The sequence below is a fragment of the Vibrio sp. V01_P9A10T6 genome (genome assembly GCF_963877065.1).
GTDB classification, from domain to species: Bacteria; Pseudomonadota; Gammaproteobacteria; order Enterobacterales; family Vibrionaceae; genus Vibrio; species Vibrio anguillarum.
In genome coordinates, this window is sequence record NZ_CAWNTB010000181.1 from 1 (window position 1) to 19,384 (window position 19,384).

The 19,384-nt window shown below is 45.2% G+C and carries 19 protein-coding genes; 17 read left to right on the forward strand and 2 right to left on the reverse strand.

Going from position 1 to position 19,384, the window contains the following annotated elements; all coding sequences use genetic code 11:
• Positions 1–59 precede the first annotated feature (59 nt).
• From AACQ21_RS13615 to lnt, 4 genes are all read left to right on the forward strand, one after another.
• Positions 60–1,160: a PhoH family protein gene (locus AACQ21_RS13615; protein ID WP_105977624.1), complete on the forward strand. Its 1,101-nt coding sequence runs from the start codon at positions 60–62 to the stop codon at positions 1,158–1,160.
• Positions 1,160–1,624: an rRNA maturation RNase YbeY gene (gene ybeY / locus AACQ21_RS13620; protein ID WP_105977625.1), complete on the forward strand. Its 465-nt coding sequence runs from the start codon at positions 1,160–1,162 to the stop codon at positions 1,622–1,624. Before AACQ21_RS13615 ends, ybeY begins: the two co-directional genes overlap by 1 nt.
• Before the next feature lie 85 nt (positions 1,625–1,709).
• On the forward strand, positions 1,710–2,585 hold the full coding sequence (corC, locus tag AACQ21_RS13625; protein WP_010317353.1) for a CNNM family magnesium/cobalt transport protein CorC: 876 nt from the start codon (positions 1,710–1,712) through the stop codon (positions 2,583–2,585).
• 33 nt (positions 2,586–2,618) lie between these two features.
• Positions 2,619–4,139, forward strand: coding sequence for an apolipoprotein N-acyltransferase (gene lnt, locus AACQ21_RS13630; RefSeq protein WP_105977626.1), 1,521 nt, complete (start codon positions 2,619–2,621; stop codon positions 4,137–4,139).
• Positions 4,140–4,190: 51 nt separating this feature from the next.
• On the opposite strand, the gene AACQ21_RS13635 is transcribed toward lnt, so the two are convergent.
• On the reverse strand, positions 4,191–4,661 hold the full coding sequence (locus AACQ21_RS13635) for a zinc ribbon-containing protein (protein WP_029189748.1): 471 nt from the start codon (positions 4,659–4,661) through the stop codon (positions 4,191–4,193).
• A gap of 122 nt (positions 4,662–4,783) precedes the next feature.
• Here AACQ21_RS13635 and leuS point away from each other — a divergent pair, with 122 nt between their 5' ends.
• The 13 genes from leuS (at position 4,784) to AACQ21_RS13700 (ending at position 17,785) form a co-directional block, all read left to right on the forward strand.
• A complete protein-coding gene (leuS, locus tag AACQ21_RS13640) occupies positions 4,784–7,357 on the forward strand; it encodes a leucine--tRNA ligase (protein WP_094123705.1) in 2,574 nt (857 codons plus the stop codon).
• A gap of 136 nt (positions 7,358–7,493) precedes the next feature.
• Positions 7,494–8,120: an LPS-assembly lipoprotein LptE gene (locus AACQ21_RS13645; protein WP_013857333.1), complete on the forward strand. Its 627-nt coding sequence runs from the start codon at positions 7,494–7,496 to the stop codon at positions 8,118–8,120.
• Between the two features lie 9 nt (positions 8,121–8,129).
• The gene (gene holA, locus AACQ21_RS13650; protein ID WP_105977627.1) at positions 8,130–9,155 is read left to right on the forward strand and encodes a DNA polymerase III subunit delta; all 1,026 of its coding nucleotides are present in this window, start codon (positions 8,130–8,132) and stop codon (positions 9,153–9,155) included.
• Positions 9,156–9,217: 62 nt separating this feature from the next.
• A complete protein-coding gene (rsfS, locus tag AACQ21_RS13655) occupies positions 9,218–9,535 on the forward strand; it encodes a ribosome silencing factor (protein ID WP_013857335.1) in 318 nt (105 codons plus the stop codon).
• A gap of 3 nt (positions 9,536–9,538) precedes the next feature.
• Positions 9,539–10,009: a 23S rRNA (pseudouridine(1915)-N(3))-methyltransferase RlmH gene (gene rlmH, locus AACQ21_RS13660; RefSeq protein ID WP_013857336.1), complete on the forward strand. Its 471-nt coding sequence runs from the start codon at positions 9,539–9,541 to the stop codon at positions 10,007–10,009.
• Positions 10,010–10,015: 6 nt separating this feature from the next.
• Positions 10,016–11,896, forward strand: coding sequence for a penicillin-binding protein 2 (mrdA, locus tag AACQ21_RS13665; protein WP_105977628.1), 1,881 nt, complete (start codon positions 10,016–10,018; stop codon positions 11,894–11,896).
• Positions 11,896–13,017, forward strand: coding sequence for a rod shape-determining protein RodA (gene rodA, locus AACQ21_RS13670; RefSeq protein WP_013857338.1), 1,122 nt, complete (start codon positions 11,896–11,898; stop codon positions 13,015–13,017). The genes mrdA and rodA overlap by 1 nt, the downstream gene beginning before the upstream one ends.
• Positions 13,018–13,019: 2 nt before the next feature.
• On the forward strand, positions 13,020–13,802 hold the full coding sequence (locus tag AACQ21_RS13675; protein ID WP_017043435.1) for a septal ring lytic transglycosylase RlpA family protein: 783 nt from the start codon (positions 13,020–13,022) through the stop codon (positions 13,800–13,802).
• Positions 13,803–13,894: 92 nt separating this feature from the next.
• On the forward strand, positions 13,895–15,073 hold the full coding sequence (locus tag AACQ21_RS13680; protein WP_017045828.1) for a serine hydrolase: 1,179 nt from the start codon (positions 13,895–13,897) through the stop codon (positions 15,071–15,073).
• Between the two features lie 119 nt (positions 15,074–15,192).
• Positions 15,193–15,471, forward strand: coding sequence for a DUF493 family protein YbeD (ybeD, locus tag AACQ21_RS13685; protein ID WP_010317329.1), 279 nt, complete (start codon positions 15,193–15,195; stop codon positions 15,469–15,471).
• Positions 15,472–15,684: 213 nt separating this feature from the next.
• Positions 15,685–16,338: a lipoyl(octanoyl) transferase LipB gene (gene lipB, locus AACQ21_RS13690; RefSeq protein ID WP_013857342.1), complete on the forward strand. Its 654-nt coding sequence runs from the start codon at positions 15,685–15,687 to the stop codon at positions 16,336–16,338.
• Between the two features lie 5 nt (positions 16,339–16,343).
• Positions 16,344–17,312 (forward strand): lipoyl synthase, encoded by a 969-nt coding sequence (gene lipA / locus AACQ21_RS13695; RefSeq protein WP_013857343.1) that lies wholly within the window; start codon positions 16,344–16,346, stop codon positions 17,310–17,312.
• Positions 17,313–17,458: 146 nt separating this feature from the next.
• On the forward strand, positions 17,459–17,785 hold the full coding sequence (locus AACQ21_RS13700; RefSeq protein ID WP_013857344.1) for a hypothetical protein: 327 nt from the start codon (positions 17,459–17,461) through the stop codon (positions 17,783–17,785).
• A 119-nt stretch (positions 17,786–17,904) separates the two neighbouring features.
• Here the strand turns inward: AACQ21_RS13700 and glyA are convergent, their stop codons facing one another.
• Positions 17,905–19,155 (reverse strand): serine hydroxymethyltransferase, encoded by a 1,251-nt coding sequence (gene glyA / locus AACQ21_RS13705; RefSeq protein ID WP_105977629.1) that lies wholly within the window; start codon positions 19,153–19,155, stop codon positions 17,905–17,907.
• Positions 19,156–19,384 lie beyond the last annotated feature (229 nt).

A 19,384-nucleotide genomic window follows, 5' to 3' on the forward strand; every position in this document is an offset into this window, starting at 1 on the left:
ATGTCATACAGTGCTCGATCATAATCGGGCACTGTACCATGGCAAACTGAGAGGCAACATTGAGCAATAAAATTGTTACGCTAGAGATAGATCTAGAACCTTCAGACAACCGCCGTCTTGCTAGCCTGTGCGGTCCATTCGATGACAACATCAAACAATTAGAACGCCGTCTTGGTGTTGAAATTAATCACCGCAGCCAGTTTTTCACCATAGTCGGTAAACCACACACTGCCGCTGCTGCGTTGGATATTATCAAATCTTTGTACGTTAATACCTCACCCATACGTGGTCAAATTCCTGATATCGAACCAGAGCAAATTCATCTAGCCATCAAAGATTTAGGGATCCTTGAGCAGCCGTCTGAATCAAGTATTCAACATGGCAAAGAAGTCTTCATTAAGACCAAGAAAGGGCTGATAAAGCCGCGTACGCCTAACCAAGCTCAGTATCTCGTTAACATGGTGACGCACGACATCAGCTTTGGTATTGGCCCAGCAGGGACAGGTAAAACCTACTTAGCCGTTGCTGCTGCAGTTGATGCGCTAGAGCGCCAAGAAGTTCGTCGAATTTTGTTAACACGTCCGGCGGTTGAAGCAGGTGAAAAATTGGGCTTTCTACCCGGTGATTTAAGCCAAAAAGTCGACCCATACCTACGACCACTTTATGACGCGTTGTTTGAAATGCTTGGCTTTGAGCGAGTAGAAAAGCTCATTGAACGCAATGTGATTGAAGTTGCGCCACTCGCTTATATGCGCGGACGTACGCTCAACGATGCTTTTATTATTTTAGATGAAAGCCAAAACACTACCGTTGAACAAATGAAAATGTTCCTGACACGGATTGGGTTTAATTCAAGAGCCGTTATTACGGGTGATGTGACACAAATCGATTTGCCGCGTGGTGCTCGTTCAGGTCTTCGCCATGCCATTGAAGTGCTCAATGAAGTTGACGAAATCAGTTTCAACTTCTTTTTGTCTGATGATGTCGTACGCCATCCAGTGGTTGCTCGTATCGTCAACGCTTACGAAAAATGGGAAGCTCAGGACCAAAAAGAGCGTAAAGCTCAAGAGCAACGTCGTCGTGAAGAGCGAGAAGTAAAGTCTGTGGATGTTTCTACTGAAGTGAATGCAGTAACCGCAACAAAAAACGTTGGTGAATAATGAGTATCGAACTAGATTTACAATTAGCGGTCAAAAATGAGCAAGGGTTACCTACTTTTGATGAGTTCAGCCATTGGTTAACTCACGCGGTGACCCCATTTCAGGAAAAAGCGGAAGTCACTGTACGAATTGTTGATTCCGAAGAGAGTCAACAGCTCAATCACGATTACCGAGGAAAAGATAAGCCGACCAACGTGCTATCCTTCCCTTTTGAGATGCCTCCGGGCATAGAGTTGGATCTACTCGGTGACCTTGTCATTTGCCGTCAAGTGGTGGAACAAGAAGCCGATGAGCAACAAAAACCGTTGATGGCACACTGGGCTCATATGGTTGTACACGGCAGTCTACATCTGCTAGGTTATGATCATATCGATGATGATGAAGCCGAAGAGATGGAATCTCTTGAAACTGAAATTCTGCAAAAAATGGGCTTTGAAGACCCGTATATTGCTGAGAAGGAATAGCTCCAGACAATGAAGCTAGTACCGCTAAAGTCGGTACGATATGTGTGCTATCACACATCTGATAGCGAGGAAAATTAGAGAAACAATGAACGAAGATAACCCCCAGAATTCTGAAGGTCCGAGTAGAAAGTCCTTCTTTGAACGCCTAGGCCAATTATTTCAAGGTGATCCAAGAGATCGCCAAGAGCTTGTGGATGTGATCCGCGACTCTGAAATCAATGACCTTATCGACCATGACACAAGAGATATGCTTGAAGGTGTGATGGAGATTTCTGAGATGCGCGTGCGTGATATTATGATCCCACGCTCACAAATGGTCACTATCGATAAAAACGATGACTTGGATACCTTAATTGCGCTGATCACCGATGCTCAGCACTCACGTTATCCAGTGATCAGTGAAGATAAAGACCATGTTGAAGGCATTCTACTAGCGAAGGACTTACTCAAATATTTAGGTTCAGACAGTGCACCTTTTAACATTTTAGAAGTGATCCGACCGGCAGTCGTGGTACCAGAAAGTAAACGGGTTGATCGCTTATTGAAGGAGTTCCGAGAGGAGCGTTACCACATGGCGATCGTCGTGGATGAATTCGGTGGCGTGTCTGGCTTAGTGACCATTGAAGATATTTTGGAAGAGATCGTTGGCGACATTGAAGACGAATTCGATGATGAAGAACAATTGGATATCCGTAAGCTCAGCAAACATACTTTTGCAGTTAAAGCGCTGACCACCATCGAAGAGTTTAACGAAACCTTTGGTACTAAGTTCAGCGATGAAGAAGTGGATACTGTAGGGGGATTGGTGATGACGGCCTTTGGCCACCTGCCAAGCCGTGGCGAAGTTGTAGAGATCGACAAATACAGCTTTAAAGTCACCGCAGCAGACAACCGCCGAGTGGTTCAACTGCAAGTCACTATTCCTGATCTTGAATCACTTCCAGTGATAGCAGAAGAGTGACATAACCCCATTCACATCAGCAGAATGAGATAGATGATTAAAGCACTTTTTCATCGCCTAATGCGGCCGCTTGCGGCCGCTTTTGTTGGCGCATTAACCCCACTCGCTTTTGCTCCTTATCAGTTTTGGCCGCTGGCCATACTCACCCCCATGTTGCTATTGTTGCTCATTAATCAGCAACCAGCTAAAAAAGCAGCGTGGATCGGTTACTGCTGGGGCTTAGGTTTTTTTGCTTTTGGCATCAGTTGGGTGCACGTCAGTATTGATACCTTTGGTGGTATGCCCAAAATTGCCAGCCTGTTCCTGATGTCATTACTGGTCGGTTATTTAGCCCTTTATTCTGGGCTTTTCGCTGGCTTACTCAACCGTTTTTTCCGTCATAATACCATCAGCCATTTTTTATTAGCCACCCCTGCGCTTTGGCTAATTACCGATTGGCTTCGAGGCTGGGTAATGACCGGCTTTCCTTGGTTATGGCTTGGTTATAGTCAAATTGATAGCCCGCTCGCCAGTTTCGCACCACTAGGAGGCGTTGAGCTGGTCACCTTCTTCACGCTCCTCTGTTCTAGCGCTCTAGCCATGACGTGGCTTAAGCGCTCTTGGATACTCGTGCTCATTCCTCTGACCATATTGGCGACGGGGTTTGGACTACGCAATTTCGATTGGGTCACTCCCGATCCCAGCACACAAACTCGCGTCGCACTGATTCAAGGTAATATTAAGCAAGCGGAAAAATGGCTTCCCAATCAGCGCTGGCCAACCATCATGGCCTACACCGATCTCAGTCGAGAAAACTGGGACGCAGATATTATCGTATGGCCAGAGGCAGCGGTTCCCGCATTTGAATTCGAGATCCCTTCCTATTTGAGTAACTTAGATTCTGCGGCAAAAATGAACGACAGTGCGATTGTCACAGGCGTGCTCAACCAAAGCCCAGAGCGATCTTTTTACAACAGCATTCTGGTACTTGGCACCAACCCTTATGGCGACTACCGTTATAACTCTGACGCTCGCTACCATAAGCATCATTTATTGCCATTTGGTGAGTTTGTGCCATTTGAAGATTGGCTCAGGCCCATCGCACCCTTTTTCAACTTGCCGATGTCTTCATTTAGCCGTGGGGACTATATTCAACCGAATCTGATTGCCAAGGGTAGACACCTAGCCGCGGCACTGTGCTATGAAATCATCTTCAATGAACAAGTCAGAGCGAATGTCACTGATGAAACAGATTTTATCTTAACCCTCTCTAACGATGCGTGGTTTGGGCATTCAAATGGCCCATTGCAACATATGGAGATTGCTCGGATGAGAGCTTTAGAGCTGGGTAAACCGCTCATTCGTTCAACCAACAATGGTGTCACCGCCGTGACGGATCACAAAGGTAAAATAACGCAGCAGATCCCACAATTTGAAACGGCCGTATTGAAAGCAACCATCACGTCGACCAAAGGAGAGACGCCGTATCACGCTGTCGGCACTTGGCCGCTCTACATCTGGGTGCTACTCAGTTTGATCGTCGGATGGACAAGACGTCACTCACCTCATTCTTAACCTCAAAAAGGCGCATTTCAGCGCCTTTTTGAGGTTTTCTATCAGCAACACTTAAGGTTTTAATGGCTGACGAGTAAAAGCCGTTTGCCCACATTGAATACAAGGCATAATTTCAGTTGGATGATTATACTGGGTTTTATGCCCACAATGGTCACACACTAACATCCCAAGGCCTATCATCTCCCCTGCTTGATATAAACCTTGTCGTTCTAAATCTTGAAACAATTCCACCCATTCCACTTTTGTTTTATCGGTGATGTCAAAAAGCCCCTGCCAAATTGAATTGGTAATCATCAATGAAAATGGGCTGCTTCTACTCTCTTCAAAACTATCCGCGAATTCTTTGAGATCCGCTTTTACATAGGCAGAAATAAGCGCCAATTCATCTTTGGTGAGATTATTGGCAGCATCAACAACCTTACCTGATGTCTGCAAAACTTGGGACATTTCATCAGGACTATGTTTGAGCGTTTCAATCACGTCGTCCACAATCTCTTCGTAACTTGTTTTACGTTTTGGCATCACCCACCTCCATCAAACCAGATTGGCTATTGTTGTGTACCCCTGCTTTAGGTATTCTATGTCGATCTATTAGACTCTGTTCTAACCGAACTCACAAATTCCAAGATAACCGGATATCATCGATGCAAGAGCAATATAACCCGCAAGATATTGAACAAAAAGTTCAACAGCACTGGGATGACAACAAGACCTTTGTTGTAAGTGAAGACCCAAATAAAGAAAAATTCTACTGTCTTTCTATGTTCCCATACCCAAGTGGCCGACTGCACATGGGTCACGTGCGTAACTATACTATCGGTGATGTAGTCTCTCGTTTTCAACGTCTGCAAGGCAAGAACGTCATGCAACCCATTGGTTGGGACGCATTTGGCCTACCCGCTGAAAATGCGGCTGTAAAAAACAAAACGGCACCAGCGCCTTGGACCTACGAAAACATTCAGTACATGAAAAACCAGTTAAAACTACTGGGTTTTGGCTACGATTGGAGCCGTGAATTCGCCACTTGCACGCCAGAATATTACCGCTGGGAACAAGAGTTCTTCACTAAGCTGTATCAAAAAGGCTTAGTCTATAAAAAAACCTCTTCCGTTAACTGGTGTCCAAACGACCAAACCGTTCTCGCTAACGAGCAAGTTGAAGATGGCTGCTGCTGGCGTTGTGATACACCAGTAGAACAAAAAGAGATCCCACAATGGTTTATTAAGATCACCGCCTACGCACAAGAACTGTTGGACGATTTAGAGAACTTAGAGGGTTGGCCTGAAATGGTCAAAACCATGCAGCGTAACTGGATTGGTCGCTCAGAAGGCGTAGAGCTCAAGTTTGGTGTCAACGGTCATTCAGATCTCGACGTCTATACCACTCGCCCTGATACCTTGATGGGTGTCACTTATGTGGGCATTGCGGCTGGTCATCCATTAGCGACCATTGCAGCGCAAAATAACCCTGCTTTAGCTTCTTTTATTGACGAATGTAAGAACACCAAAGTTGCAGAAGCTGAACTGGCGACCATGGAAAAGAAAGGCATGGATACGGGCCTAACGGCCATTCATCCTTTAAATGGTCGTGAAGTGCCTATTTATATCGCCAACTTTGTGCTGATGGATTACGGTACAGGCGCGGTGATGGCCGTACCTGCTCATGACCAACGTGATTTTGAGTTCGCCACCAAATATGGCCTAGACATCATTCCAGTCATCAAACCAGAAGATGGCTCTGAAGTCGATGTGTCTAGCGCTGCGTACACTGAAAAAGGAGTCCTGTTTGGTTCTGGCGAATTTGATGGTTTAGCCTTCCAAGCAGCATTTGATGCTATTGCAGCCAAGCTGGAGGCTGAAGGTAAAGGCAAGAAAACCGTTAATTTCCGTCTACGTGACTGGGGGGTTTCTCGCCAACGTTACTGGGGCGCGCCGATTCCTATGGTGACCACTGAAGATGGCCAAGTTCACCCAGTGCCAATTGATCAACTGCCCGTAATTCTACCAGAAGATGTTGTGATGGATGGTGTAACTAGCCCAATCAAAGCCGACAAAGAATGGGCCAAAACCACCTTTAATGGCGAGCCTGCACTACGTGAAACCGATACCTTCGATACGTTTATGGAGTCGTCTTGGTATTACGCTCGTTACTGTTCACCACAAGCGGACGATATTTTAGACCCAGCGAAGGCAAACTACTGGTTACCAGTAGACCAATACATCGGTGGTATTGAGCATGCTTGTATGCACCTGCTCTACTCACGCTTCTTCCATAAGCTATTGCGTGATGCAGGCTATGTCACTTCAGATGAACCTTTCAAGCAACTACTTTGCCAAGGCATGGTATTGGCTGATGCGTTCTACCACACGAACGAGAAAGGCACCAAAGAGTGGGTAGCGCCAACTGACGTAAAAGTGGAACGCGACGGTAAAGGCCGCATAACTCAAGCCGTAGACAACCAAGGCCGCAACGTTGAGCACTCAGGCATGATCAAAATGTCTAAGTCGAAAAACAACGGTATCGACCCGCAAGAGATGGTTGATAAGTATGGCGCCGATACGGTTCGTCTATTCATGATGTTTGCCTCTCCGGCTGACATGACGCTTGAATGGCAAGAGTCTGGTGTAGAAGGTGCTAACCGCTTCCTAAAACGCGTCTGGAAACTGGTTGCAGAACATAGCGCTAAAGGTGTGGCTGAAGCGGTAGATAGCGCCTCTCTTACTGGTGAACAAAAAGCGTTGCGTCGTGATGTGCATAAAACCATCGCCAAAGTGACTGACGATATTGCACGCCGCCAGACGTTCAATACCGCCATTGCTGCGATTATGGAGTTGATGAATAAACTCACTAAAGCGCCACAAGAATCCGTGCAAGATCGGGCCATTCTCGACGAGGCTTTAAAAGCGGTTGTCAGCATGCTTTACCCAATCACTCCTCATATCAGCTTTGAACTGTGGAATGCACTGGGTGAGAGTGATGTAGATAATACCGTGTGGCCAACCTACGACGAATCCGCCCTAGTGGAAGATGAAAAACTGATCGTCCTACAAGTTAACGGAAAACTTCGTGGTAAGCTGACCGTAGCCGCTGATGCAAGTAAAGATCAGGTTGAAGCACTCGGTTTAGCGGACGAGAACGTCATGAAATTTACGGATGGCTTAACCGTTCGTAAAGTTATCTATGTACCAGGTAAGTTACTGAACATCGTTGCGAACTAATATCGCAGCCTAATGTCGTAATAACTGGTTTATCAACAGGGTAGCTCGCTGCCCTGTTGATTTATCTTAGCGCTCTTACCCACAGAGCTATAGAGCGCTAAGATAAGTCACCTAAATATATGAGAACTTAACCCCAATGCGCCAAATTTCGTCTTACTCTCTGAAATTATCGTTAATTGTTATTATGAGCAGCCTACTCTCCGCTTGCGGCTTTCATCTTCGTGGCGATTACTCCGTTCCTGAAGAGCTCAATCGTGTCTCTGTCACCAGCTACGATCAATACAGTACCTTCACTCGCATGGTAAAAAATCAATTACGAATGAGTGACATTGAGATTGTTTCCCCCTCAGAGACGGTGCCGAACATCCATCTTATAGGCGAGAGTGTTGGTGAACGGACACTCTCGCTCTATCAAAATACTCGTGCGGCAGAAAAAGAACTCACTTTTAAAGCATCGTATCGTGTCACACTACCTGAGTTGGGCATGAAAACGTTTTCAACCAGTGTGACTCGTAGCTATCTTGATAACCCATTAACTGCTCTCGCTAAATCGGTAGAGCGAGACATGATTGAAGATGAGATGCGCAAACTAGCCGCAACTCAAATTTTACGCCAAATGGCACGTTTAAAAGCCGATATTGCAGCGAATGAACATCAACTTGAACAACAAGAAAATGAACAGCAGCGAACAGACCAGCAGGCCTATGAGATAAACACCGTGGAAAGTGAACCGTCACAATTCACGGCTCCTGCGACAAACTAAAGGCGAGTGATGAGAATATTTGCTGACAAGCTGGCCGATCACTTAAACAAGCCCTTGATGGGGCTTTACTTACTGTTTGGCAACGAACCGCTATTGCTGCAAGAATCACGCGTGGCGATAGAGAAAAAAGCATTAGAACAAGGATTTGAAGAACGCCATCGTTTCAGTGCCGATGCCCATTTAAACTGGGATCAAGTCTATGACTGCTGCCAAGCTTTAAGTTTATTTTCCAGCAAAAAAATCATTGAAATTGAATTACCTGAAACGGGTGCAAATGCGGCAACAGCGAAAGAGCTCGTCGCCCTAGGTCAATCGCTTCATCCTGACGTACTACTTGTGATCATCGGTGAGAAATTGACCAAAGCACAAGAAAGCACTAAATGGTTTAAGACACTCTCAAGCCTAGGATGTTGGGTGAGTTGCTTAACCCCGGATATCAGCAAACTGCCACAATTTGTCATGATGCGCTGCCGCGCATTGGGGCTAAAACCTGATCAAGAAGCAGTGCAGATGCTGGCGCAATGGCATGAAGGCAATCTGTTCGCACTATCTCAAAGCTTAGAAAAACTCGCGCTACTCTATCCAGATGGCTTACTGACGCTGATCCGCTTAGAAGAGTCATTAAGCCGACATAACCACTTCACCGTCTTTCACTGGGTCGATGCGCTGCTCGAAGGGCAAGCGAATCGGTCACAACGTATTTTACGCCAGCTCATTACCGAAGGCACTGAGCCTGTGATTCTGATACGTAGCCTACAAAAAGAGCTGCTACTGCTGCTGCAAATGCATCAAGATTTAACCCAGATGCCGATTGGCTCAATCTTTGATAAGTACCGAATTTGGCAATCCAAGCGACCTTGGTACGCGGCAAGCTTAAAAAGACTATCGAGAGATAAACTCAAACAGCTGATTGCATTACTCACCCAAGCCGAAAGAGTAACTAAAACTCAGTATGAAACCTCAACTTGGCCAATATTGCAGCAAACCAGTGTTGAATTTTGCTTGCCACAGTCCGTTGTATCAAAGTTGGCTTGAAGGCGTGTTATACTCCGCGCCATTTTGTCAGTAACCAGACCAATTTTTAAAGGAGATGACGCTTGCAACACCACGAATTGAAAGACTTTCTTGCCGATAAAGCCGACGATATGAAAGCCATTGATATCAAAACCTTAGATGTTAAGGGAAAATCTAGCATCACCGATTACATGATCATTTGCACAGGCACATCAAAACGACATGTAGCCTCGATTGCCGAACATGTCGCAACTGAAGTCAAAAAAGTGGGCATGGAACCACTGGGTATGGATGGCGAAAGTGAAGGTGAATGGGTCGTGCTAGACATGGGCAGCAGCATGTTGCATGTTATGCAAGAAGAGCATCGTGATCTGTACCAGCTTGAAAAACTTTGGAGTTAAGTTTTGAAAATTCAGTTGATTGCCGTTGGTACCAAAATGCCGAAATGGGTAGAAGAAGGCTTTCAAGAGTACCGCCGACGTTTTCCACACGATATGCCGCTTGAATTAGTGGAGATACAAGCGGGCAAACGTGGCAAAAATGCGGATATTGCAAGAATTTTGCAAAAAGAAGGCGAAGCTATGCTCGCGGCCGTGCCAAAAAGCAATCGAATTGTTACTCTCGATATTCCAGGTAAGCGTTGGGATACCGAACAACTGGCGGAACAACTTGAAAGTTGGAAGCTCGATGCCCGTGATGTATCAATTTTAATTGGTGGCCCTGAAGGGCTTTCTCCTGCATGCAAAGCCGCCGCAGAGCAGAGCTGGTCGCTTTCGCCGTTGACACTTCCTCACCCTTTGGTTCGAGTGGTCATGGCAGAGAGTTTGTACCGCGCTTGGAGTATTACGGCTAATCACCCTTATCACCGAGAATAACTATTCATGTTACGTAAGCGTAGCCAAATTCGTGACTACCAATCAGAAGCTCGGCTGTTTCGCAACCGAGCAATTGTCTCTTTTATTGCGATCATCATGCTGGTGGGCGTTCTGCTTACCAATTTGTACCATATTCAAATTAACCAATATCAAGATTACAAAACGCGATCCAACGATAACCGAATCAAAATCGTCCCGATTGCGCCTAATCGAGGGTTAATTTATGACCGCAATGGTGTGCTACTAGCGGAAAACCGCCCAGTATTCAACTTAGAGATCACACCTGAGCAAGTGCGCGATATGGATGATACGATCACGCGCTTACAGCAATACCTGACCATCTCACCAGAAAAAATTGCCACCTTTGAAAAAGAGCGTCGTCAGACACGCCGGTTTAATTCAGTGCCGCTTTTGACACAGTTAACACCAGAAGAAGTGGCCATTTTTTCGGTCAATCAGCACAAGTTTCCCGGTGTATCAGTAAGCGCAAGCTTAAAGCGCTACTACCCCTATGGTGAAGTTCTCACTCATGTTATCGGTTATGTATCCAGAATCAATGACCGAGATATGGAACGTCTAGAACGCGAAGAGCGCTCAGCCAATTACCAAGCCACTCATGATATTGGCAAACTGGGGATTGAACGCTTTTATGAGGATGTGCTGCACGGTACGGCTGGCTACCAAGAAGTTGAGGTCAATAGCCGAGGACGCATCATTCGCACCTTAAAATACGTCCCTCCCGTGGCAGGGAAAGACATTGTATTAAGCTTGGACATTGATCTGCAGCTTTATGTGCACAAGTTGTTGGATGGCCGGCGAGGTTCAATTGTAGTGCTCGATCCAAAAGATAACGGTGTCCTTACCATGGCATCAAGTCCAAGCTACGATCCAAACCCATTCGTACATGGTATTTCTAGCGCCGCCTACAACGAACTTCTCAATGACCCAGACCGCCCGTTAGTCAATCGAGCGACACTTGGTATTTACCCTCCCGGCTCAACGATTAAACCTTTTATTGCCGTCGCTGCACTTCAAGAAGGGGTTATAACCCCAACAACAACACGTAATGATCCTGGTTATTGGGTAATACCAAACTCCAAAACGCGGCCCTTCCGAGACTGGTTGCGCTGGGGGCATGGTCGAGTGGACATTAATAAGGCACTCGAAGAGTCTGTCGATACCTTCTTTTACCAAATCGCCTACGACTTGGGTATTGATCGTCTCTCTAGTTGGATGATGAAATTTGGCTTTGGTGACTATACAGGTTTAGACATTTACGAAGAAGGCAAAGCGAACATGCCAACGCGTGAGTGGAAAATGGCACGTCACCGAACCCCTTGGTATCAAGGTGATACGATTCCGGTCGGCATTGGCCAAGGGTATTGGACATCAACACCGATGCAAATTGCCAAAGCGACTTCCGTGCTGGTTAATCACGGCAAAGTGATTGCGCCGCATTTATTGCGTTCGACGCTCAAAAATGGTGAAGAGTTTAGCAGGCAAGAGCTTTCAGAATTAGAAACTTCGCCACCGATCGAAGGGGTGCCGAAACGCTACTGGGACATCGCAATCAATGGCATGCGTCTTGTAAACCACGGCAAAAAAGGAACCGCACGGCGTTCATTTACCAATATGAAATATGTCAGCGCTGGAAAATCTGGAACTGCGCAAGTGTTTGGCTTGGCAGAAAACCAAGTGTATAAGGCCGATGAATTAGCCGAACACCTCCGTGACCATGCCCTATTCACAGGCTTTGCGCCTGTAGATGACCCGCAGCTTATTGTCACTCTGGTACTCGAAAACGCAGGGGGAGGTTCTGGCAATGGTGGACCCGTTGTTAGGAAAATATTTGACCGCGCCATTCTAGGTAAAGAGGCTGAAAAATAATGGAACTGGATCCTTCAACAGGACAAAATCGAGCGCTTTTTGAGCGTTTGCACATCGACTTGCCATTACTGCTGGGTATTTTGTTATTGATGGGGTTTGGGCTGGTCGTGATGTACAGCGCCAGCGGTCAGAGCTTAACTATGATGGATCGCCAAGCCATGCGCATGGTACTGGCTCTTGGTGTGATGATCTTTCTTGCTCAAATTTCCCCAAGAACTTATGAGTCTCTTGCACCCTTTATGTTTTTCTGTGGCGTACTGCTGTTGCTCGGCGTGCTGTTTTTTGGCGAATCGTCCAAGGGAGCTCAGCGCTGGTTAAATTTAGGCTTTGTTCGTTTTCAGCCCTCAGAATTGCTTAAACTCGCAGTGCCTCTCATGGTCGCTCGCTACATAGGGAAACGTTCTCTTCCACCCACCTTTAAAACCCTAGTCGTTTCGCTGTTAATGGTGTTTATCCCTACCGTGCTAATCGCGAAGCAGCCCGATCTTGGCACTTCAATATTGATTGCAGCCTCCGGCATTTTTGTCATTTTCTTATCTGGAATAAGCTGGCGAATCATTTTTTCTGCCGCCGTGGCTTTGGGTGGCTTCATACCTGTGCTTTGGTTCTTTCTGATGCGTGAATATCAAAAAACCCGAGTCAGAACACTTTTCAATCCGGAATCCGATCCACTCGGTGCAGGTTATCATATCATTCAGAGTAAAATAGCCATTGGGTCTGGTGGGTTGTCAGGAAAAGGATGGCTACACGGCACACAGTCGCAACTTGAATTCTTACCTGAGCGGCACACCGACTTCATTTTTGCCGTCATTGCTGAAGAGTGGGGCATGATTGGCATCTTGTGTTTACTCGCTATTTATCTCTTTATCATCGGACGTGGTCTATACCTCGCGAGCAACGCGCAAACGGCTTTTGGGCGAATGATGGCAGGAAGTATTGTACTCAGCTTCTTTGTTTACGTTTTTGTAAACATAGGTATGGTCAGTGGTATTTTACCCGTGGTTGGTGTTCCCTTGGCTCTCATCAGCTATGGTGGCACATCCATGGTCACTCTCATGGCTGGCTTTGGCATACTGATGTCTATCCACACTCACCGAAAAGCATTTTCTAAGGCAACCTAAGCATGAGAAACTCCCTATTTATCTTTATATTAACGAGTCTATTTCTCATCGGTTGTAGCTCTTCAAGCCGCTATTCAATAACAGACGACGTGGCCCCTAACACGCCACTCTCGGTTGAGCATATTGAAGATGCACATCCGCAATACGAACCCTATAGTTTGGGCGGCAACAAGAATTACACTTTGAGAGGCATAAACTACACCATTGTCAAAGAGGCCAAAGGATTTACAGAGAAAGGCCAAGCCTCGTGGTATGGAAAAAAGTTTCATGGACATCTGACATCCAACGGTGAAATCTACGACATGTATTCGATGACGGCCGCCCATAAAACGTTGCCGTTACCCAGCTACGTTAAAGTAACGAATTTAGATAACAAAAAAACTGCGATCGTTCGGGTAAACGATCGCGGTCCCTTTCATGAGGGACGAATTATTGATTTAAGTTACGCTGCCGCTTACAAATTGGGTGTAGTTCAAACCGGGACTGCGAATGTGGCTATCGAAGTCATCACCATCGATAAACCCATCACGACGTCACCACAGAAAAAGAAGGCTCAATATCTCATCCAAGTTGCCTCTGCAAAATCAGAGCAAAGAATACGAACTTTATCCGAACAATTGAGTCAAACATTGACGGTTGAAAGCTTTGTAGACAGTGTGAATGGCAGTCATCGCGTATTTTTAGGGCCATTTAATGACGATGCCCTGACTCAACAAACGCTAGAAAAAGTTAAATTACTCGGTTACGAGACCGCCTTCATCAAAGCGCAACCCGTCACTCAGTGACTTATCAAATCCAGTGATCTTGATTCAAGCTCTGGTTTGATAGGTCGTTTCTGTTAAGATATGGACAGTTAATAAGATAATTTGCATTCCTCATGAAAAAACACACATTCTTAAAACCGATTCTAGCGTCTTCTATTGCGCTTTCTGCAACCTTTACTAGCTCAGTATTTTCTGCGCCTATCGTGATACCTGATGCTCCTCAAATTGCCGCTAAAGGCTATGTGTTGATGGACTACCATTCAGGTAAAGTGCTGGCAGAAAAAGAGATGAACACCAAACTTTCACCTGCAAGTTTGACGAAAATGATGACCAGCTACGTGATTGGCCAAGAACTTAAACGTGGCAATATCTCTCCACAAGATAAAGTGGTGGTCAGTAAAAATGCGTGGGCTAAAAACTTCCCTGACTCTTCTAAAATGTTTATTGAAGTCGGCACCACCGTTACCGTAGAAGAACTGAACAAAGGTATCATCATTCAGTCTGGTAATGACGCTTGCGTGGCGATGGCTGAACACATTGCTGGCTCAGAAGACGCTTTTGTTGACCTAATGAATGCGTGGGCAAGTTCACTAAAAATGAGCAATACGCACTTTGCTAACGTACACGGTCTAGATAACCCAAATCTCTATTCAACTCCATATGACATGGCGCTACTAGGTCAAGCGTTGATTCGTGATGTACCAAACGAGTACCGTATTTATTCAGAGCAGAAATATACCTATAACGGGATTACCCAGTACAACCGAAATGGTTTGCTGTGGGATAAAAGTATGAACGTAGATGGTATTAAAACCGGTCATACGAGTAATGCTGGGTACAGTTTAGTTAGCTCTGCAACGGAAGGGAAAATGCGCCTCGTTGCTGTGGTTATGGGGACCAAAGATGAAAATGCTCGTAAATCAGAAAGCAAAAAACTTCTGAGCTATGGCTTTAGATTCTTCGAAACCGTTGCGCCACACAAAGCAGGTGAAACATTCGTCGAAGAAAAAATCTGGATGGGTGACAAAGATAAAGTGGCGCTTGGTGTCAATGAAGATACTTACGTTACACTCCCTCGCGGTCAAGCGAAGGATCTCAGCGCAAGCTTTGTTCTTGAAAAAGAGCTCAGAGCGCCAATAAGCCAAGGTGATGTGGTCGGTAAGCTTTACTACCAGCTTGATGGCAAAGACGTGGCTGAATACCCTCTTTTGGCATTAGAAAATGTTGATGAAGGCAGCATATTTAGCCGTCTTTGGGACTACATTATATTGCTTTTCAAAGGGTTATTCTGATATCCCTTGTAGAAGATAAAACAAAGCCGCCTTACCGCGGCTTTGTGATTATTGAGTTCCATCAACATTCGCTGTAGTATTCGCCACCGCTAATCGAATTATCAACGGGAGTTTCCATTATGCTGACTATCAACTCTGATGCAAAACTCAAAGACTTACTCGAGTTTCCTTGTTCATTTACCTACAAGGTGATGGGCCACGCAAAGCCCGAACTTCCAGAGAAGGTTCTTGAAGTTATCCAACGTCACGCTCCAGGTGATTACAGCCCACGAGTTAAACCCAGTGCAAAAGGGACTTATCACTCCTTATCGATTAACATTACCGCCACCTCTATCGAGCAAGTTGAAATACTGTACAAAGAGCTAGGCGAGATCGATATCGTACGTATGGTTCTGTAGCCCAAAAACCGTGATTGAGATGCCTAGCCTCTCATTTTTTGATTTATTCAATTTTTTTTGAAAGCAGCTTAGGCTGCTTTTTTAATATAAATCATATAGCTAGCATATACCCCATCACACTAAGGACAAATTTATCGTCCTCATTAGTAGTCCATTCGCTGGAAGAAGTTTATAATCCAAAAACTTTATTTATACGGTAGATGAGTCACGCTGATGTTAAATTCGCTTGTTGTAAAACGTCTGGGTCGCCAAGAATACCTTCCTGTATGGGAAGCTATGCATGAATTTACCGATACAAGAACCGAAAGCACACCGGATCAGATTTGGCTTGTCGAACATCAACCAGTTTTTACCCAAGGCCAAGCAGGTAAAGCTGAGCATCTTCTCAATACTGGCGATATTCCAGTGGTACAAAGTGACCGAGGCGGCCAAGTTACCTACCATGGTCCAGGCCAACTAGTGGCTTATTTCTTGATCGATTTACGCCGCAAAAAATTAGGTGTAAGAGAGTTAGTGACCAAAATTGAACAGATCGTGATCAATACCTTGCAAGCATACCGTATTGACTCAGCCGCAAGACCAGATGCCCCTGGTGTCTATGTCAAAGGGAAAAAAATCTGCTCTCTTGGGTTACGGATCCGTAAAGGTTGTTCGTTTCATGGTTTAGCGCTAAACGTCAACATGGATCTCTCCCCTTTCCTACGCATTAACCCTTGTGGCTATCAGGGTTTAGAAATGGCCCAAGTCAGTGAACTGGGCGGCCCGACAGAACTACAAACCGTAGAAAAACAACTTATAATAGAACTCGTTAACATATTGGCTTACGAGCAAGTAGAATTCAGCACAGAAGCACCTCTTCAAAGGTAAAAAGCATGAGCAAACCGATCCAAATGGAAAAAGGCGTTAAATACCGCGACGCTGATAAAATGGCATTAATTCCTGTAAAAAATATGCCAGCCGCCGAACAAAAAGAAGTTTTGCGTAAGCCCGAGTGGATGAAAATTAAGCTGCCGAGTGATAGCCAACGCATCCAAGAGATCAAATCGGCAATGCGTAAAAATAATCTCCATTCGGTGTGTGAAGAAGCGTCTTGCCCTAACCTAGCAGAATGCTTTAACCACGGAACCGCCACCTTTATGATTTTAGGCGCCATCTGCACAAGACGGTGCCCATTTTGTGACGTTGCTCATGGACGGCCAAATGCCCCAGAGACAAACGAACCACAAAAACTGGCGCAAACCATTAAGGATATGAAGTTGAAATACGTGGTTATCACCTCAGTTGACCGTGATGACCTACGTGATGGTGGTGCCCAACATTTTGCCGACTGTAACCGTGAAATTCGAGCATTAAACCCAGAGATCCGTATCGAAACGTTAGTACCGGATTTTCGTGGCCGAATGGATATCGCCCTTGAACTACTCAAAGATAACCCACCGGATGTGTTTAACCACAACTTAGAAACCGCGCCACGCCTATATCGTAAGGCGCGTCCTGGGGCAAACTATAAATGGTCACTGGAACTGTTGAAGAAATTCAAGCAACAACATCCAAGTATCCCTACCAAATCAGGCATCATGATGGGGCTTGGTGAAACAAAAGAAGAGATAGTGGAAGTATTGAAAGATCTTCGAGCTCACGACGTCACAATGCTTACTCTTGGTCAATATTTAGCACCGAGTCGCCATCACCTGCCAGTTGAACGCTACGTTCCACCGTCTGAATTTGACGAACTTAAAGAGATCGCACTAGAGCTTGGATTTACTCACGCCGCCTGTGGCCCGTTCGTACGTTCCTCCTATCATGCGGATATGCAAGCCAAAGGGCTAGAAGTGAAATAACCACACAGCACAAGTTCAATCAAGCCGATGTTCACTCATCGGTTTTTGAGACTCTGCTCGGTTAATGATTGAAGCTTGAATATTGATTCTATGTTCTATAGGCTAACGACATAGAAAATAGATAACAAAGCTAGGGATTTATTAATATGAAAACGATCAGTACATTAGCACTTGTTACAGCCACTTTAATGGCTGGTTGTGCGTCTAATACTCAGCAAGATAACTATCGTGAAGCCTCCTTTGAGCTTTGTAATACTGAAGTCAACATTTACTCTGTGAGTGATGATGGCCGCGTTCGTATTGTCTGCGCTGACGGCTCTAAGTTTGCCTTAAATAGCGAAAAGACACTTGATACTATGCGCAATATTAATATTGAGTATTGTGATGGTGAAGGTTTAGGCAAATTTAACGAGAGCACTAAATATTACTCTTTTCAATGTAAGTCAGGCACATTGCTCAGCATTGCAAAATAGTTCTGCAGAACACATTCAACAGCAAGAGACCACACTTTTTATTGGCGCTCAATAAAATAAATAATGACCAAATAAAAAAGCTCCTGAATATTAGGAGCTTTATTTTATTGTGCGTAAAACTACGCGTATACAGGCAAACGCTTACAAATTTCTAACACTTTTGCCTTCGTTGCTTGGATAACAGATTCATCACCCATGTTGTCCAAAATATCACACATCCATCCAGCTAGTGCTTTCGCATCAGCTTCAGTAAAACCACGGCGAGTAATTGATGGAGAACCCACGCGGATGCCAGAGGTCACAAATGGGCTACGCGGATCATTCGGTACAGAGTTTTTGTTCACTGTAATGTTAGCCGCACCCAATGCCGCATCAGCATCTTTACCTGTAATATTTTTATCGATCAAATCGACAAGGAACAGGTGATTTTCTGTGGAACCTGAAACAATGTTGTAACCACGAGCCAAAAACTCGGCCACCATCGCTTTCGCATTGGCGACTACGCGTTTTTGATACTCTTTGAACTCTGGTTCTAGAGCTTCTTTAAACGCGACCGCTTTACCTGCGATAACGTGCATTAAAGGACCACCTTGACCACCAGGGAATACGGCTGAGTTAAGCTTCTTATATAAGTCTTCACCTGCATTCGAAAGAATAAGGCCACCACGAGGACCTGCCAATGTTTTGTGGGTAGTGGTCGTCACTACGTGGGCATGAGGAACAGGGGTAGGGTAAACACCCGCCGCAATCAAACCAGCTACATGCGCCATATCAACGAACAAGTAAGCGCCCACTTTATCAGCAATTTCACGCATTCTTTTCCAGTCGCAAACTTGTGAATAAGCAGAGAAGCCACCGATGATCATTTTTGGCTGATGCTCAACCGCTAATGCTTCCATCTCTTCGTAGTTAATTTGACCTTTTGCATCAATGCCATAAGGAATGATGTTGTACAGCTTACCGGAAAAGTTGACAGGAGAACCGTGAGTCAAATGACCACCGTGTGCCAAGCTCATTCCTAATACGGTATCACCTGCGTTAAGCAACGCCATATAAACCGCGTTGTTTGCTTGTGAGCCAGAATGCGGCTGCACGTTCGCATAGTCTGCGCCAAACAGTTCACACGCACGTTCAATCGCCAGTGTTTCTACTTTATCGACAAACTCACAACCACCGTAATAGCGTTTACCTGGGTAACCTTCAGCGTATTTATTGGTGAGCTGTGAACCTTGCGCTTCCATTACACGTGGACTTGTGTAGTTTTCCGAAGCGATAAGTTCAATGTGTTCTTCCTGACGAAGAGTCTCTTCTTGAATAGCTGCGAACAGGTCCGCATCGTAATCTGCGATGTTCATATCACGCTTAAGCATCTGTATCTCCTGACTCAGATTTTACTGAAAGTTTCAAAAAAACCACACAACGACCAAAAGCAAACGTTTTCGTCACCGTAATATGGCGCACATTCTACATAATTTGATCTGGGTCATAAAGAACAAATTACAGAAATTATCATGCAGTTTTTTCATAATGGATAGTGAGGTAACTCATGCTAAACAGTAAGTTGGATAATGATGAGTTAGTATGTCAACCATTCTGCTT

Coding starts and splice junctions, on each gene's coding strand:
- ybeY (WP_105977625.1), top strand. CDS start 1,160: ATGAGTATCGAACTAGATTTACAATTAGCGGTCAAAAATGAGCAAGGG.
- corC (WP_010317353.1), top strand. CDS start 1,710: ATGAACGAAGATAACCCCCAGAATTCTGAAGGTCCGAGTAGAAAGTCC.
- lnt (WP_105977626.1), top strand. CDS start 2,619: ATGATTAAAGCACTTTTTCATCGCCTAATGCGGCCGCTTGCGGCCGCT.
- AACQ21_RS13635 (WP_029189748.1), bottom strand. CDS start 4,661: ATGCCAAAACGTAAAACAAGTTACGAAGAGATTGTGGACGACGTGATT.
- leuS (WP_094123705.1), top strand. CDS start 4,784: ATGCAAGAGCAATATAACCCGCAAGATATTGAACAAAAAGTTCAACAG.
- AACQ21_RS13645 (WP_013857333.1), top strand. CDS start 7,494: ATGCGCCAAATTTCGTCTTACTCTCTGAAATTATCGTTAATTGTTATT.
- holA (WP_105977627.1), top strand. CDS start 8,130: ATGAGAATATTTGCTGACAAGCTGGCCGATCACTTAAACAAGCCCTTG.
- mrdA (WP_105977628.1), top strand. CDS start 10,016: ATGTTACGTAAGCGTAGCCAAATTCGTGACTACCAATCAGAAGCTCGG.
- rodA (WP_013857338.1), top strand. CDS start 11,896: ATGGAACTGGATCCTTCAACAGGACAAAATCGAGCGCTTTTTGAGCGT.
- AACQ21_RS13675 (WP_017043435.1), top strand. CDS start 13,020: ATGAGAAACTCCCTATTTATCTTTATATTAACGAGTCTATTTCTCATC.
- AACQ21_RS13680 (WP_017045828.1), top strand. CDS start 13,895: ATGAAAAAACACACATTCTTAAAACCGATTCTAGCGTCTTCTATTGCG.
- ybeD (WP_010317329.1), top strand. CDS start 15,193: ATGCTGACTATCAACTCTGATGCAAAACTCAAAGACTTACTCGAGTTT.
- lipB (WP_013857342.1), top strand. CDS start 15,685: ATGTTAAATTCGCTTGTTGTAAAACGTCTGGGTCGCCAAGAATACCTT.
- lipA (WP_013857343.1), top strand. CDS start 16,344: ATGAGCAAACCGATCCAAATGGAAAAAGGCGTTAAATACCGCGACGCT.
- AACQ21_RS13700 (WP_013857344.1), top strand. CDS start 17,459: ATGAAAACGATCAGTACATTAGCACTTGTTACAGCCACTTTAATGGCT.
- glyA (WP_105977629.1), bottom strand. CDS start 19,155: ATGCTTAAGCGTGATATGAACATCGCAGATTACGATGCGGACCTGTTC.